The sequence below is a fragment of the Methanoculleus nereidis genome (assembly GCF_032944295.1).
Classification (GTDB): domain Archaea; phylum Halobacteriota; class Methanomicrobia; order Methanomicrobiales; family Methanoculleaceae; genus Methanoculleus; species Methanoculleus nereidis.
Window position 1 is genome coordinate 58315 of record NZ_JABFFQ010000001.1, and the last position, 16692, is coordinate 75006.

12 protein-coding genes are annotated in these 16692 nt (G+C 60.8%); 9 read left to right on the forward strand and 3 right to left on the reverse strand.

Annotated elements, in window-relative coordinates; translation table 11 throughout:
• Positions 1–37 precede the first annotated feature (37 nt).
• Both HL657_RS00350 and HL657_RS00355 read right to left on the reverse strand, forming a co-directional pair.
• Positions 38–973: a fasciclin domain-containing protein gene (locus HL657_RS00350; protein WP_317294875.1), complete on the reverse strand. Its 936-nt coding sequence runs from the start codon at positions 971–973 to the stop codon at positions 38–40.
• A gap of 249 nt (positions 974–1222) precedes the next feature.
• Entirely contained in the window at positions 1223–2647 is a 1425-nt protein-coding gene (locus HL657_RS00355) for a dihydropteroate synthase-like protein (protein WP_317294876.1), read from the reverse strand.
• Between the two features lie 44 nt (positions 2648–2691).
• On the opposite strand from HL657_RS00355, the gene HL657_RS00360 reads away from it, so the two are divergent.
• The 8 genes from HL657_RS00360 to HL657_RS00395 all read left to right on the forward strand — a co-directional run bounded on the left by HL657_RS00360 (position 2692) and on the right by HL657_RS00395 (position 12844).
• The gene (locus HL657_RS00360; protein ID WP_317294877.1) at positions 2692–3357 is read left to right on the forward strand and encodes a PHP domain-containing protein; all 666 of its coding nucleotides are present in this window, start codon (positions 2692–2694) and stop codon (positions 3355–3357) included.
• Positions 3354–4166, forward strand: a complete 813-nt coding sequence (gene truA, locus HL657_RS00365; RefSeq protein WP_317294878.1) for a tRNA pseudouridine(38-40) synthase TruA — start codon at positions 3354–3356, stop codon at positions 4164–4166. Before HL657_RS00360 ends, truA begins: the two co-directional genes overlap by 4 nt.
• A 419-nt stretch (positions 4167–4585) precedes the next feature.
• On the forward strand, positions 4586–5740 hold the full coding sequence (locus HL657_RS00370) for a glycosyltransferase family 2 protein (RefSeq protein ID WP_317294879.1): 1155 nt from the start codon (positions 4586–4588) through the stop codon (positions 5738–5740).
• Between the two features lie 37 nt (positions 5741–5777).
• Complete coding sequence (wecB, locus tag HL657_RS00375; protein ID WP_317294880.1) at positions 5778–6857, forward strand: non-hydrolyzing UDP-N-acetylglucosamine 2-epimerase; 1080 nt, start codon at positions 5778–5780, stop codon at positions 6855–6857.
• 19 nt (positions 6858–6876) lie between these two features.
• Entirely contained in the window at positions 6877–8250 is a 1374-nt protein-coding gene (locus HL657_RS00380) for a nucleotide sugar dehydrogenase (protein ID WP_317294881.1), read from the forward strand.
• A 66-nt stretch (positions 8251–8316) separates the two neighbouring features.
• Complete coding sequence (locus HL657_RS00385; RefSeq protein ID WP_317294882.1) at positions 8317–9525, forward strand: glycosyltransferase family 4 protein; 1209 nt, start codon at positions 8317–8319, stop codon at positions 9523–9525.
• The gene (locus tag HL657_RS00390; RefSeq protein ID WP_317294883.1) at positions 9510–10700 is read left to right on the forward strand and encodes a prenyltransferase/squalene oxidase repeat-containing protein; all 1191 of its coding nucleotides are present in this window, start codon (positions 9510–9512) and stop codon (positions 10698–10700) included. The genes HL657_RS00385 and HL657_RS00390 overlap by 16 nt, the downstream gene beginning before the upstream one ends.
• Positions 10697–12844, forward strand: a complete 2148-nt coding sequence (locus HL657_RS00395) for a bi-domain-containing oxidoreductase (protein ID WP_317294884.1) — start codon at positions 10697–10699, stop codon at positions 12842–12844. Before HL657_RS00390 ends, HL657_RS00395 begins: the two co-directional genes overlap by 4 nt.
• Positions 12845–13506: 662 nt before the next feature.
• Here HL657_RS00395 and HL657_RS00400 read toward each other — a convergent pair.
• A complete protein-coding gene (locus HL657_RS00400) occupies positions 13507–14616 on the reverse strand; it encodes an archaeosine biosynthesis radical SAM protein RaSEA (RefSeq protein WP_317294885.1) in 1110 nt (369 codons plus the stop codon).
• A 539-nt stretch (positions 14617–15155) separates the two neighbouring features.
• On the opposite strand from HL657_RS00400, the gene HL657_RS00405 reads away from it, so the two are divergent.
• Positions 15156–16619: a phenylacetate--CoA ligase family protein gene (locus tag HL657_RS00405; RefSeq protein ID WP_449566844.1), complete on the forward strand. Its 1464-nt coding sequence runs from the start codon at positions 15156–15158 to the stop codon at positions 16617–16619.
• Positions 16620–16692: the final 73 nt, after the last annotated feature.

Consider the following 16692-nt stretch of genomic DNA (forward strand, 5'->3'; position numbering starts at 1 on the left):
GGCCTGCGGGGGTCCGGAAAGAAAAAAGTGGGATCGTTTAAGGGATGACCCTTTCTTCCGGCAGTACCGCCGTAGTCGCATTCTCCACCACAGTCGCATTCTCTGCCGGAGTTACGTTCTCCACCGGGGTCACATTCTCCGGCGGCAGCACGAAACCCGGCGGCACAAGAACCGTGTCGATGATGTGGATGACACCGTTGTCAGCCGTGAGATTGGATGTGACGATGGTCGCGTTCTCTATCGTGAGGTCGCCGTCGACAGCCGTAACATTGAGACTATCCCCGGCAAGCGTCTCAAGAACCGTTTCGTTCCCGGTGACGTTTGCCTCTGTAGCCAGATCTTCTGCGGTATAGTTCCCCCTCACCACATGATACATGAGAAGCGCGTCAAGTGTCTCCGTATCGTTCGAGAGTTCAGCAAGGGTCTCGTTGCCGAGGACCTCGAAAGCAGCATTATCCGGGGCAAAGACCGTATACGGCCCTCCAGCAGCGAGCACCGTCTGCGTGAGTCCGGCATCCTCGACGGCGTCCGCAAAGGAGGTCAGGTTCTCATCCCCGGCAATCAGAGCTGCCAGCGTCATGTTCGACTCTTCCCCGGGGGTCACGTTCTCATCCGGGGCCACCACCATCCCCTCCGGGACGACGATGACGACACCTTGCATGGGTGTCCGTTGTGTCGAGGCGTTGAGCGTACAGCCGTACGGGTAGGTCCCCGTATCGTTGAACGTGTGATTGAACGTCTCGTTCTGCTCTATCGGTCCGGAGTCAAAAAGCCCTCCCGTGCTGGTGACGGTATGGCTTACCTCGTCGTAATTCGTCCAGGTTACCGTTGTATTGCCCTCGACCGTGAGCGAGGCGGGGATGTACGCACCGCCGCGGATATCGACGTCGGTGGTCGCCGCGAGAACCGGCAGGGCGACGAGTCCGATGGCCAGGGCCGCTACGAGCCCGAGTATGGTTGAATTCCTTCTCATGCAATCTCACCACGTTTATGAACCACGGCAGGGAGAACGGCCGGCATCACGGAGTCGGGCCCAGAACGCACTCCCAGCCCCCGGGTTCACAATACCGGGATACCTGCCCGAAGAGTTCGGCACCGCTCGCCGCTGCCACAGAGCGGAAAATAACCGTGAAAATATATAAATATTATTATATTTCAGAGATACCAGGCCCCCGGACCGGAACCGCCCCCCTATCGTGAAAAATCTACGGTATCAGGCTGTTCAAAACGGTCCGTCCTGTTCAAAACTCCTCCCGTACCGGATGGCAAGTTCCGCCTTAAAGAGCTCCTTTCCGAGGTAGCCGGCGTGATCAAGCCGGGAGAGGCACCCATTTGAAAGAAGTGTATAGAAAACGTCTTCCCAGTGTCTTCCCCGCACGGCACGACCCTTATGAACAGCGACGATATAGTCACCCTCGATCCCGATACGGATGCATCCAAGCGGGTCATAGGTAATCTCATTCGGTACGGGATGCGTATCCATAGCGTTCTCATACTCCAGCGGCGGTTCGCGACGCCGCCGCTTCTCCTTCAGGATCAGGAGGTCGAGTCCCAGGTCTTTGGGATACGGGCGATCGGTCACGAGGGTCATCATCTCGGTTGCCCGCCGCATCTCCGCGACCGAACCCCGTGTCTTGTCGCTGTGCTCGCTCGTGAAGATGACGGCGGCGCCGACCTCGTGCGCCATCCCCGCGAGCAGCGCGTTCGCCCCCGGGGAGTCCGCATCCAACAACTCCACGACGTTGCCGGCCCCGAAGAAGAGTGGGCGCGGAGCCTCAGAAAACCCGGCAAGCGAATTGACGAGGCCGGAACCCACCGGCTGGAGCAGCGGGTCGGCTATCAGGCAGCGGATTCCGGCCGCTTCGGCGGCAGCAAGGTTTTCAGGAAGCGTCCGCTCACGCGGCACCACGACCGCCGCGGCCCCGGCCTGTGCGACCGCTTTCCCGACGGTGGGGATGTTATCCTCGTGCAGGGAGAGCACCAGGTCGGCGCGGGGGAGCGCCGCCGCGATAAGGGAGGGGTCCTGGGTGTCGACGGCGAGAGGGCCTTCGACCCTGGCGAGGGCCGCAAAACACCGTTCGACATCGTCCGGGGTCGCGTCGAACCCAAACCCCAGGTCGACGATATCGGCCCCGTCGGCAAAGAACCGTCGGACGTCGGCGAGGAGATCGTCGCGCTTATGCGCATCCATGATCTCCGCGAGCACCTTCATCCTTGAACCCCCGCCGATCTTTGTGCTGTGGATGATGAAATCCGCCTCCGCCTCCTCCTCGCGGAGCGCCACCTGCCGGCAGGCCTCCTCGCGGCGTGTCTCTGCGAGGAACTCGTCGGCGGGGACGGTCTTTGAGAGCCGGACGCGATCCAGCACCGAAAGGACCAGCGGAAGGTCGGCCGCATGCCGCGGGCCGCGGTAGACCGGGACGCCGACCTCGCGCTCGACGGCGGCAAAGGATGCGGTGCACATCCCGGAGACGATCGCCATGTCGTAGCCGCCACCGGCAAGCAGCCTCCGGAGTTCGCCGGGGGTAAGAAACGACGCGATCTCGCCGGTGATCGCCACATCTATCTCATAGCGGCCGCCAAAGCGCTCAGCTGCCGCCTTCACGATTCCAGCTGTTGCCGATCCGGTCGGGAGGAGAATGTGCATAACACTTCACTTATTATTCAGAGGATGACAAATAATCTGATCTCATGCTACGGTGCGACCTGCATGTCCATACAAGGTTCTCCAGGGATGGAGAGAGCAGTGTGGAGGAAATTCTCCGGCGAGCGGAGGCGGTCGGCCTCGACGCCGTCGCGATCACCGACCACGATACAGTGGAGGGCGCCCGCTACGCCCTTGAATGCGACACCTCCGTGATCGTGATCCCGGGCACCGAGATATCGACGAGACAGGGCCACCTGCTCGCTCTCGGGGTCACCGATCCCCTGCCGGCAGGACGCGATTTCTTCGAGACCGTCGCCCTGGCCCGTGCCCGGGGCGCCCTCCTCATCCTCCCCCACCCCTACCACCGCTGGCGCCACGGCGTCGGGAGGAGGCTCGCGGCCGGTATCGGTGCGGTGGATGCGGTGGAGGTCTTCAACAGCCGCTACATCACCGGGTCGGCGAACCGGAAGGCTGCGGTCATCGCACGAAGATTCGGGAAACCCGGCGTTGCCGGGAGTGACGCCCATAACGCACGCTACGTCGGGTTCGGGGTAACCTATGTCACGGCGGAACCGGATGTGGCATCTATTCTCTCTGCAATCAGGGAGGGGCGGACGATGGCAGGGGGGAGGATGACCCCGCTCCACACCTACACCCGCCAGTCCATCAAGGGCGCTCTTCGCAGGATCCGGCGAACGGTACAGCAATGAAACTGGCGTTTCGTTTTTCGTATTTCGGGGACCGTTTCTTCGGCTCGCAGATGCAACCGGGGCTCCGCACAGTGGAGGGCGAGTTCATCGAGGCCTGCAGGCTTCTCGGGCTCTTCGACGACTGGCGGGAGGCAGGATTCGTCACCGCCGGCCGCACCGATCGCGGGGTGCATGCCCGGGGCCAGGTCTGCTCGTTCTCGACCGATGAGCCGGACCGGGCGGTTCAAGCGCTGAACAAGGTGCTCCCGGCCGACATCTGGTGTACGGCGTGGGCCGGGGTGCCGGCCGGGTTCCACCCCCGGTATAGCGCCGCATCGAGGACCTACCGTTACTATTTCTTCGCCCCAGAAAACGTCGCCGCCATGCATGAAGCGGCACAGGAATTCCTCGGACGGCACGACTTCTCCTTGTTCGCCCGCGTCGGCGACCGGAACCCGGAGAGGAGGATCCTTACAGCACGGGTCTTTAAGGACGGACCATTTACCGTCTTCGAGGTGACAGGGGAAAGTTTCCTCTGGAATATGATCAGGTGCATGGCGACGGCGCTCGATCGGGTGGGGCGAGGCGAGGCCGTCGCCGGGGATATCGCACGCCTCCTTACCGAACCAGCAGGGCAGAGAATTCCTGCGGCTCCTCCTGACGGGCTGATCCTCTGGGATATCGACTACGGGATCTCCCTCACACCACTCCCGATCGATGAGAAAAGTCGCCAGCACCTTGTCGACCGCCACCGCTATCACGCCGTCATGGCGGAAGTGGCCGCATGCCTGGTACCGGAGGACCGGCAGCTGGACACACACCGGATATAAAACTTCTTAATGTGGCAACAGGGCGCAGTGAGGAGCGGGAGACAGACCCATCTTCTTATCGCTGTTTTCGAAAGGATCAGACCGCAGACAATAGATCTTCCAAAAGCGGTGCGGCAGGGGAAATCGGACGTCACCCCCACCATCCGGAGCCGCCAGACTTAATGCTTCTGGATAACGATCCCGGATGTAGCTCGATATCGCCAGAATCGTAACGTGGTTGTGCTTCACCCTCTTATATCGCGAGAGAACAACCTTTCCTTCTCGATTCGGGACATTTAAATACCACGATCAAGATTTAAGCACACGCATGTTAAACAAAAATGATCTATTTTTAAAATAATCAATGTTATTTGTTTAATAATAACCTATTAATATATGCCAGCACAGTCCCGTTTCAGTACGTCAAGAGGGGAAAGCGGATGTACGACAAGGATCCGGTTCGGGCGAGGCCACCCGCTCACGTCGAAGGGTGGTTCGCCGAAGAAACAACTGTGCCGTTGCCACAGTACATAGGTGCAGAGAGAGACAGATGGATCGAACGACATGTACCCCGGAGCATCGGACAGGAGAGCCCGATAGGTATCCCTGCCCTCCGCTATGAGGTCCAGGAGCAGGTCAATCCTCTACGGACACCAACAGCTCCGGGGAACCGGCGGGTGGTGAGCGAGACCGCCGAGACTGCCGCCATTCCTTCCCGGCGGTCGAGCGTGATGAGGACACTCGTGGCGATCCCCTGTTTCGACGAGGAGGTTGCAATCGGTTCCGTCGTCTTACGAGCCCGGCAGCATGTCGACGAAGTTCTGGTGATCGACGACGGATGCACGGACAACACAGCGAAGGTTGCCCGGGATGCCGGAGCGGCCGTCATCTCGCACGGGACCCAGAAGGGGAAGGGACAGGGGATCAAGAGCGCCCTTAAGTATGCAGTCGATCGCAACTTTGACTGTCTGGTCCTCATGGATGGAGACGGCCAGCACAACCCCGGGGAGATACCGCTTTTGGTAGAGCCGATCCTCACCGACACCGCCGACCTCGTCATCGGGTTTCGGGCTTTCAACCAGATGCCCTTCTACCGGCGGTTCGGCCGGGCAGTGCTCGATATCGCCTCCAGCCCCGGCAGTTCGATAACCGACTCACAATGCGGCTTTCGGGCACTGAACAGAAAAACCATGGAGTCGATGCTCGGTACGCTGCGGAAGGACGACTTTTCAACCGAATCGGAGATGCTCCGGATAGCCCAGGAGAAGCACCTGCGTATCGGAGAAACACCGATCAACTGCAAGTACGGTGATTTCGACACATCCACCAAGAACCCTCTGTCTCACGGATTAGAGGTACTCGGATCGATATTCTGGCTCGCTGTGGAGAGAAAACCCCTCCTGCATATCGGCCTGCCGGGGCTCGTTGCGATGCTCGGCGGAGTCTTCTTTCTGTTCCAGTTCCTCCAGGGATTCAGTGAAACGGGCCTCGTCCCGATCGAACAGGGCATGCTTGCATCGTTCCTCCTGATCCCGGGGACCGTCGCACTCATGCTGGGCCTGATGCTTGCTCTCATTGCAAGGATACGGGAGTGAGCAGGAATGAACAGTACGATGCAGAGGAAGGTGTAGAATGATCGGAGTGATACTCGGCACACGACCGGAGATCATCAAGATGTCTCCCGTCATCAGGGAGTGCGAACGCAGAGGGATTGACTACTTTATCCTTCATACGGGGCAGCACTACTCCTATGAGATGGACCGGCTCTTCTTCGAGGAGCTTGAACTCCCGGATCCGAACTACAGCCTCGACGTGGGTTCCGGGACCCATGCCAGCCAGACGGCGAAGGTTATGACCGGAGTCGAAGACGTCCTCCTGAAAGAGTCGCCCGACATCGTTCTGGTGCAAGGGGACACGAATACCGTCATGGCCGGGGCTCTCGCGGCATCGAAACTCCACGTGCGGGTGGGGCACATCGAAGCGGGCCTGCGGAGCTTCAACCGCTGGATGCCGGAAGAGATCAACCGGGTGTTGACCGATCATATCTCGGATTACCTCTTCGCCCCGACAGAGACTGCACGGGAGAATCTTCTCGCGGAAGGGATCTCCAATCAAAAGATCTGCGTGACCGGCAACACTGTCGTCGATGCGATATACCAGAACCTCGACATAGCGAAGAAAAAAGGCAACGTCTTAAATGACCTCGACCTCGAGCCCCGCGAATACTTCCTCGTCACTGCACACCGGCAGGAGAACGTAGACAACCGGACACGGCTCAAGGAGATCTTGAGAGGCCTTGAGGGGGTGCAGAAGGAGTTCTCCCTGCCGGTCGTCTTCCCGGTCCACCCAAGAACTGAGAAGCGGATCAAGGAACTCGGCATCGGTGTCGACGGGTTGAACCTCACCAAACCCTTCGGGTTCCTGGAGTTTCTGCAGCTGGAGTCGCAGGCAAGACTTGTGCTAACCGATTCCGGCGGCGTCCAGGAGGAGACCTGCGTTCTCGGTGTTCCCTGCGCTACGATGCGCTACGACACGGAGCGGCCCGAGACGCTGAACGTCGGATCAAACATTCTGGTAGGAGCCGATTCGGGAAAGATCCTTGAAGGAGTCCGCTCGATAGCAGCCTGGAAGACCGGCTGGGAGAATCCCTACGGCGATGGAATCGCTGGAAAGATGATTGTCATGGTCTGTGCAGCCGCACGGTCTCAATGACTGCTCAAGGAAGATACACATGAAGATTTGCGTGATGGGATTAGGATACATCGGATTGCCGACCGCACTGCTGTTTGCGGCTCACGGAGCGAATGTTGTAGGCGTCGACGTGAAGCAAAGCCTGGTGGATTACCTGAATCACGGGAACCTGCCGTTCAAGGAGCCTGGGCTCGAAGACCTGTACCGTGAGGCAAGAGGGCGGTTCTGTGCCAGGACCGAACCGGAGGCCGCGGATGTCTTTCTGATTGCCGTGCCGACACCCCTGGATCCGGCAACGAAGGTATCCAACCTTTCGTACGTCAAGAAGGCAGCCGACATGATCGCCCCCCACCTTGCCAGAGGGAACCTGGTCATCCTCGAATCGACCGTCCCGCCCGGAACAAGCGAACGGGTCATCATCCCGAGACTCGAGAAGAGCGGTGTCGCTGTCGGGGACTTCCTGTACGCTCACTGCCCCGAGCGGGCAATCCCCGGGCAGACCCTTCAGGAGATGGCGGGCAACTGCCGCATCATCGGGGGGTACGACCGGGACTCCACCGATCAGGCGACCTCGATCTACCGGACCTTCGTCCGCGGGCAGATATACCAGACCGATACGCGGACGGCGGAGTTCGTCAAACTGATGGAAAACACCTGCCGCGACGTGAACATTGCGCTCGCGAACGAGTTTGCCCAGCTCGCGGAGGAGTGCGGGATCAATGTCTGGGAGGCCATCACCCTCGCGAACAAGCACCCCCGGGTCACGGTTCTCAACCCCGGCCCGGGCGTCGGGGGCCACTGCATCGCCATCGACCCCTGGTTCCTGACCGAGAACTCAACGCGGTGCAGAATGGTCTCCACGGCACGGGAGATCAACGATTCCATGCCAAACTACGTGCTACATGTCACCCGTAGCCTGCTTTCCGGCATCAGAAACCCGACGATCAGCATCTTCGGCGTCGCCTACAAGGGTAATATCAGCGACACCCGGGAGAGCCCGGCATTTAAATTCATTCAGCTCGCCGAGAACGAAGGGTATTCCATCAGATGCCACGACCCACACGTGGTGGAGTTCCCGCACCCCCTCATGGATGCAGTGAACGCAGCTGCCGGGAGCGACTGTATCGTTTTCCTCACCGATCACGACTGCTTCCGGATGATAGAACCCGCAACGCTTCGAATGAGGACGAAGTTCGTCATCGACGCCCGCAATATTCTTGACCACGAGAAGTGGACCGACCAGGGTTTTGCGGTCCGCATACTGGGTGACGGTTCATCGGTGCAACTGGTACCGCTGGACGAGATCGCGGCCCCGGCAAGCCTGTATCCCGCAGGCTCTGCGCGGTCGATCGCATCTCCATCGCCACCGTCTGTTTCTCTGCTCTCTCCGAACGGGCGGGAGGGGCTCCTTTAGTCCCCGCACATGGTTTGACAATCAGCCGGGCTCCGGTAACCGTACCCAGACACCACGAGGAGTTTCATGAAACAGGTATGCATCGTATCACAACATTTTCCACCAGAAAAATCAGGGAATGCATCACGCATTTACGATACCGCCGCACATCTCGTAAAACTGGGTATCGGCGTGACCGTGCTCGCGCCGCATCCCACGTTCCCCACCGGTTCGTTCTCCCGCACCTGGAATCGGTTGGATGTGCAGGAGGTCAACGGAATCAGGGTTGTACGGCTCTGGACCTGGCAGCCGGACTCAGGGAATCCCGGGTTTGCAAGCAGGATGGCCTACTACCTCCTCTTCCCGATCCACGCCGCCTTCTGGCTCATTCTCACCCGGAACCGGTTCGATGCGATCGTCACGTCGGCACCGCCCCTCTTCACCGGGATCCCGGGGTACGTCCTGAAACGGATCTATAAGGCGAAGTGGATCCTCGATATCCGAGATCTCTGGATAGATGCGTCGATCAGCCTGGGTTTTCTCAGGGAGGGGAGCCTCTATGAGAAGATGAGCCGGAGGTTCGAACAGATGTGCCTTTCGCATGCAGATGCCGTCGGGGTCACGACGGAGGAACTCGGGCGGAGGATCTCGTCGCGATACCGGGTCACGGTTCCGATGGAGTTGATGCCGAACGGCGTCAACACCGAATTCTTCCGCCCCACGAACGGCGGAAAGAAGCGGCGGATCATCTACGCCGGGAACGTTGGGCACGCTCAGGATCTCGATAAGGTGGCCCTCGCCGTCAAATCGATGAACGGCACCTATAACCTGAAGTTCCTCATCGTCGGTGACGGTGACACGAAGGAAAACCTTGAGAGGCTGGTGAAAACGGAGAGCCTGACTGACTCGATCGTCTTTATGGGCACCCTTCCGCGTGAGGAGATCCCGCAGCTGCTCTCTGAATCGCTCGTGGGGGTGGCGCCCTTAAAGAGGCTCGAAAACCTCGAGTACGCCGCCCCCACCAAGGCTTACGAGTACATGGCATGCGGCATACCCTTCATCGGCTGCGGGAGCGGCGAGATCGCCCATCTCGCAAAAGAGTCGGGTGGGGGGGTCATCGCCGATAACACGCCGGAAGCGATCGCCGCGACGCTTTCTGCGCTCCTGGACGACCCGGAGAAGATGGAGGAGATGGGGCGGCGGGGCCGGGAATACGTCGCCGAGCACTACGACCGGCGATCGGTCGCCCTCAAACTGAAGCAATGCATCGAGAGGATAACATGGACAGGCGCCTGACATCGCTTCTTTTCCGGGTTACCCGGGAGGTGCGCGAGCTTGCCATCGTTGACGGCGAGACCGCGTATATCCGCGACCCGGTCTTCGGCATCGTCCGGAACCGCGTGCACGCCGAGGTCGCTAAGGCACTGCTCCGGTCGGGCGGCGACCCGCTCGTGGGCCCGATCCTGAACTATGTCGCCGGGTGCCAGAACCCGGACGGGTCCTACAACGAGGTTCACGTCAACTACAACGAACCTTCGGCCCTGATCACCGCATTTATCGGCGACGCACTCCTGGAGGCGGCGGACCGGCACCCGCACGAGGAAGTGCTCCGGAAGGCCCGGGACTTCGTTCTCGCGGCCGAGAGGCGGCCGGGATATTTTCTGAAGTCTTCGGGGTATACCGCCGACCACCTGAATGTCGACGCCTCCTGCGGGGCGTTCCTTGCCCGGTATGCGGAACGCTACGGCGACGAGGACGCCCGTGCGGCCGCCCTGCGGGCGGCGGAGAACATCGTCCACCACCAATGTAAATGCAGCTTCTACCCCTACGCCGTCGATAAGGGGACCTACCCGTACGTCTTCAAACTCCCCTGCGTGCACTACCAGGGGGTGACGATGTACTACCTGGCGAAGATGAACGACGTGCTCCACGAAGAACGGATCGATGAAAGCCTCGCAAAAGGTGCCCGGTGGCTCGCAAATGCCCAGCGCCCCGACGGGCGGTTCGACTGGTCGAGGAGCGGGCTGTCCTTCGCCTACTACCTTTCCGGGGCGTATGCGTTCGCCCAGGCCTCCTTTGTCTATGCCTCCCGGACGGACGACCGGTACCGGGATCACGCCGATCTCTGCCTTGATTGGCTCGATAAGAACGTACAGGGGCTCGCCCCACGGTGGGAACCGGGGCCCTGGATCGATCTCGTCCCGTCCGTCGCCACGGCAGCAACGGCGGCGTCGCTCGGGAAGTACCCGTTACGGCACCGGGCGTTCCGGTTCGGTTACGGCATGTATCGCGAGATCGCCCGCAGGCGTTACAGCAAGACCGCGGAGACGCAGTCTTTTGAGGCGCTCTGCCGGCTGCTCGGGATCCGGACGTCGACCGTGGAACCGTCGAACAACTTCCCCGATCTCTTCATGACATCGGAGATGCTCGACTGCCTCAGCCAGTCGGGAGTATGGGGGGAACATGCATGAAACAGGTATTACTCGACCTGCAGTCAGGGTCTATCCAGGTGGAGAACGTCCCCGTTCCCGCCGTAACGAGGGGGGTCGTCGTCGAGAACGCCTACTCCCTCATCAGCGCCGGCACGGAGTCGTCGCTGATCAACCTCGCACAGCAGTCGCTCGTCGGCAAGGCTAAGGCCCGGCCCGACGATGTGAAGAAAGTACTCCAGAAGGTCGGGACGGACGGCCCGCTCTCGGCATACCAGCAGGCGATGAGCCGCCTTGCAAAACCCGAACCGCTCGGCTACAGCTGTGCCGGCACCGTGGTGACGACCGGCTCCGATGACTTCGAGGTCGGCGACCGTGTCGCCTGCGCCGGGGCCGGGTATGCAGTGCACGCCGAGTATGTCGCGGTCCCGAAGAACCTCTGCGTCAGGATCCCCGACGGCGTCGGCTTTAAGGAAGCGGCGTTCACGACCGTCGGGTCGATCGCGATGCACGGTGTTCGGAACGCCCGGGTCACGGTGGGCGAGAACGTGGCGGTGATCGGGCTTGGGCTGATCGGGCTTTTAACCGTGCAGATCCTCAAAGCCGCCGGGTGCCGGGTCATCGGTATCGATATCGACCGGGAGAAGCTTTTACTCGCAGAAAGCCTCGGTGCCGACGTCGTCTCGAACTACGACGGCCTTACAGAGCGGGCGAACGCCTTCTCGCCGTTCGGCGCGGACGCGGTCGTCATCACCGCGGCCACCCGATCGAGCGCTCCCATCGAGGCCGCCGGCGGCCTGGTCAGGGATAAGGGCAGGGTCGTGGTCGTCGGGAACGTCGGCATGAACGTGCCCCGGGATATCTTCTACGCAAAAGAGGCGGAGGTCGTCGTCTCCCGGTCCTACGGCCCCGGCCGCTACGACCGCAACTACGAGGAGCGGGGGATCGATTACCCGATCTACGTCCGGTGGACGGAGAAGAGGAACATGGAGGCGTTCCTGGAACTGGTGCGGCAGAAGAGGATCGATCTCGACCGCCTGATCACTCACACCTTCCCGCTCGACGAGGCGCCGGAGGCCTACAACCTCATCAATACCGGGAAGGAGCGGTTTATCGGGGTTCTCCTGCAGTACAGCCCGAACGGTTCGGGCGCCTCCGGCACCGTCACCCGCCTCCCGGAGCCCGAGGGACGGAGGCGGAAGGTTCCGGCCGGTGCCCGCACGCTCGGGTGCATCGGTGCCGGGGTCCACGCCCAGAGCGCCCTCTACCCGCACCTGACGGGACTCCCGGTGAACCTCGCGGGGCTTGCGACCGCGACGGGGCTCTCGGCGCACGCGGTGGCGAAGAAGTACGGGTTCTCCTACTGCACCACCGACTACCACAGGATCCTCGATGATCGCGATATCGACGCGGTGATGATCGCGACCAGAAACGACCTCCACGCGCCCATGGCGGTCGACGCGCTGCGTGCCGGAAAAGACGTCTTCGTGGAGAAACCGCTCGCCACCGATATCGACGGACTCAGGAAGATCGTTGCGGCCCAGAACGAGTCGGAGCAGCGGCTGATGGTCGGGTTCAACCGGCGCCACTCGCCGCTTGCGAAGAGGATGAAAGAGTTCTTTGGGAACAGAGCAACCCCTATGGTCCTGCACTACCGGGTCAATGCGGGGCAGATCCCGCCCGAACACTGGGTGCACGACGACGAGCAGGGCGGCGGGATGCTGATCTCGGAGTGCTGCCACTTCATCGACTTCATGCAGTACATCACCGGGGCACGGCCGGTCCAGGTCTATGCCCGGGCCATCGAGCCGACCGGGACCCTGCAGAAGTACGACAACTTCCAGGCAACCCTGACCTTCGACGACGGGTCGGTCGGCACCGTCACCTACACGACGCTCGGCGACCGTTCCTACGCCAAGGAAACGGTCGAGGTCTTCTGCGACAACGCCGTCGGGAGGATCACCGACTTCCGCGACCTCGAACTCCGGCGGGACGGGAAGGCATCGAGGGAGAGGCGGTGGCTCGCCCAGGAGAAAGGGTTTGCCGAGGAGCTCCTGGCGTTCGTGAAGGGTGAGGAGCCGGACTTTATCGACAACGTCGCGACGACGCTTGCGACGTTTGCGGCGTGGGAGTCGATCGATACCGGGGTGCCCAGAGAGATCGATCTCGGGCGGGTCGGGCTCTGAAACAGTTCAACCAATTTTTGCGATGTCTAAGGACGGGCCCCTTTACGGCCTTGATGACGAAGCCTTCCCAAAAAGCCCCTGTCGGGAAAGAGGCACGCATCGTTTATCGCCATTGGGGAGAGCGACTGGCCGTAGGGCAGGAGCTCGAGAAGAACGAAGTTCTTCGAGGGGGCGTGCCCCATCCCCTGTCTCAACCCCACTAAAATGATGCCCACAACCCCCACCCCGCCCGGCCTCCGGCCTCCTCCCCCGCCCGCGAGGGGCGGGGGCAGTGCGTGGCGATAGCCGGTGGAAAGCCGTGCACGGTTCTTCTCCAGAGTCACCCCATGCAGTGGACCGTGGAAGACATCGCCGTTCGGGAGAGGGGCCGACAGGGGGGTGCCCCCTCCCCTGTCTCTACCCTGTACGCGAACATCTGTAGCCTCCTCCCCCCGAGGGGGCAGAGGCAATGTATAGCTGGTGGAGAGCCGTATCCCCGGGAGCGAGCCGGGACTCCATTCTTTTCCAGGATCTCCCGATACCCGCAGGCGGTGAAATCCAGGCGCAATGCCCCACTAACGGTTTCTCATGCTCCGTTCCTGCGGAACATCCCACCAACAAAAAAACGCCCGGGGGGAGCCGGAGCATCGGACGGTGGGCTCACAATCGATATGGGAAAGCGTTTACGAGGACGAGAGCCGGGAAGAACGCACATACGCGAGCTGATCCCGGATCCTCTCCGGGATCGTGCGGGAATCTTCCACCATAGCGGCCTTCTCCCACTCCTCCCGGCACGAACCGTCCAGCCCGTCGAACTCCGTCGTATCGAAGTGGCAGTTGTAGCGCTCGATTGCGCTCGTGACCTCGGCATCGCACTTCCCGCAGTTCCGGGCCCAGTCGAGGGACTCGACCGAGTAGTTCCAGGGGCTGACGTAGACGTGGGCACGGTCTCCGAACCGCTCCCGGCACTGCTGCAGGAGGTCGACCAGGCTCCAGAGCCACGGCGGGCGGTAGAGGTTGTTCTTCCAGAGTTCGTGCACGACGGTGTTCTTCTCGACCGTCGTCACCTCGAGGTCCACATAGTCGATCCCGCGGGAGACGCAGTAGGAGATGGTCTGCAGGATATCGTCTATCGCTTCTCCTTCGGTAAGGAACGGCGGCTTTACGAGGAGGAGCGGTTTTGTCAGCACGCCCATCCCCCGCATCCTTGAATGAAAGACATCAAAGTTGTTGGCCGAGAACCCCTTGTTGATGCAGAGGTTCATCACCTGGGAGTTCGCGGACTCAAACCCGAAGGCCACCTCAAGCTGCCGCCCGTTTAAGGCCTTCTTCATCTTTGCCACGTGCTCGTCCGGCGAGTAATCTATCCTCGACTCGACGACCACCTTCTTGATGTTCTTATAACCGTCGATATACGAGCAGATCTTCTCGATGGCGGCAACCGGCATCTCGCGTTCGTTGAAAATATTCCCATCGTTGTAGATCGAGACGATCGGGTAATCCCCCAGGTCGACGGCGTTCATCACGTGCTCGAACTGCGCGACGTACTCTTCTGCCGAGACCTCCCTGCCCCGGGACGTCGCACAGTAGAACCCGCACATGGTGCACCCCCCGGTCTTCTCGACCCACTCGCAACCTGTAGACCGGAGGAAGATGATCAACCGCCTGATAGGCTGGTCGTCAAGATAGCCTACCCGCTCCTCCCAGCCGATGGGAACCGTAAAATCGAGGTTTTGCGGGCCTTCCCCGTTCTGCCTGCGCAACCCGGCGGCCAGTGCCCGTATCTCATTCAAAACGTCATTCTCTGTTGGGAGACCCGTGAAGATCTCCGCATTGCTACTGCTATCAGGTACGGCCTTCTGAAGAATGATTATCCCCCCTGTCCCGGGTATGTACCGTCACATCAGGTGTGCACGGCTCCGGTGACTGTCGCCTTATCTTGCTAAGACATACCCCTGATGGGCTTTTGCATATTTATAGTTTATCCAAATGCTCATTTCATCGGGCCATGTTTGCCAAATGGCATTATCATGCGGGAATTTAAGGAAATCAGACCATCTATCAAAAAGAGCCGGATTCGCACTCCCGCAATACATCTCCCGGAGGGCTATCCGTCCACCCATAGAACCCTGATCTCAAATGGAACAGATGACAGCATGCCAATTTTTATATACGACGTCGGAGGCTATACTCTCTCGATGCACCGGGAGGAACATCGTCCGCGGGGTGGTGCTCCCGGCGGACTGCCCGGGAAGCGGCCAGAGACAGCCCGGTGAGAGCCGGGAAACGATGATGAGGCGAGAAGCGGTACAACAGTGCCGTTCCAGTACGTATGACAGAAGAGTACACGAAAAGGGGAGAGAAAATCCTGATACGCCTGGGAGAGAGGTTCTGCGGCAGGGAATCGTTCACGGCGAAAGCCCTCGGCATCCTTCCCTCATATAACATTTATCGCAAGACCTACGCTCTTCTCAAGCGGTCCCGCCGGTGGAGTCCAGAGGAACTCGCGGCCTACCAGGCGCAGGCGCTCTCGCGCCTGCTCGAGCACGCCTACGAGAACGTCCCTTACTACCGCCGGGTCTTTCAGGAGCGCGGGCTCGTGCCCGGGGACATCCAGGCGCCGGCCGACCTTACTCTCCTCCCCTTCCTGACCCGGGAAGACCTGCAGAACAACCTCTCCGACCTGAAGGCCAAAAACTACCCGGAAGCGGCCTTCGAGTACGTCACCACCGGCGGGTCCACCGGCATCCCGGTCGGCTTCTACTACGAGAAAGGGGTCTCCCGGGCCCGGGAATGGGCGTTCATGAAGACCCAGTGGGACTGCGTCGATTACCGGTTCACCGACCGCTGCGTTGTTCTCCGCGGCTACATCGTCGGGTCCGCCAAAGAAGGTACCTTCTGGAAGAAGACACTCTGCGGCCGGTGGCTGCTGATGTCCTCCCACCACATGACCGAAGAGACCCTGCCGGCCTACATCGACCGCATCCGCACGTTCAAACCTCGGTTCATCCAGGGATACCCCTCCGCGGCCGTGATCCTGGCGCGGTACATGCGGGAGCACGACATCGAGCCGTTCCCCACCGTCAAAGCGGTCCTCTGCGGGTCCGAGAACCTCTACCCCTGGCAGCGGGACCTGCTCACCAAAACCTTCGGGTGCCGGGTCTTCTCCTGGTACGGGAACTCCGAGCAGACGGTGCTTGCCGGCGAGTGCGAGGAGAGCACCCGGTACCACATCTTCCCCGAATACGGCATCGTCGAACTGATCGGGAGCGACGGCCGGCCCGCCGAGGGGCCGGGCGCCATGGGGGAGGTGGTCGCGACGAGCCTCACCAACTTCGTCTGCCCCCTCATCCGCTACCGGACCATGGACCTGGCCACGGCAGCCGAGGGGGTCTGCACCTGCGGGCGGAACTACCCGCTGCTCGAACGCGTGGAAGGCCGGGTTCAGGATTTCATCGTGACGGGTAAAGGAGAATTTCTCCCGGGGATTGCCATGAACATCGATACCGATGCGTTCGATAACGTTAAACAGTTTCAGTTCTACCAGGAGAAAGTCGGAGAAGTCGTCCTGAATATCGTAAGGAAATCGGCATTCAGCCAGCACGACGCGGAGTACCTCTACCGGGAAGTGAGCCGGAGCTGCGGTGACGACGTTACCATCACCATCAGGTACGTCGACAATATACCGCTCACCGCCCGCGGCAAGTACCGCTACTTTGTCCAGGATCTGCCGATACGCTTCGGCGAACGAGAGGGGGTGAAGGTTGAGCATGTATCACCCGACATACCCATCTGACCCGGGAGATGTTCATACGAAGACCGGTCTACTGAGATGGGCATCCCATGCGAATCCGCTCACCGTAAAAGCG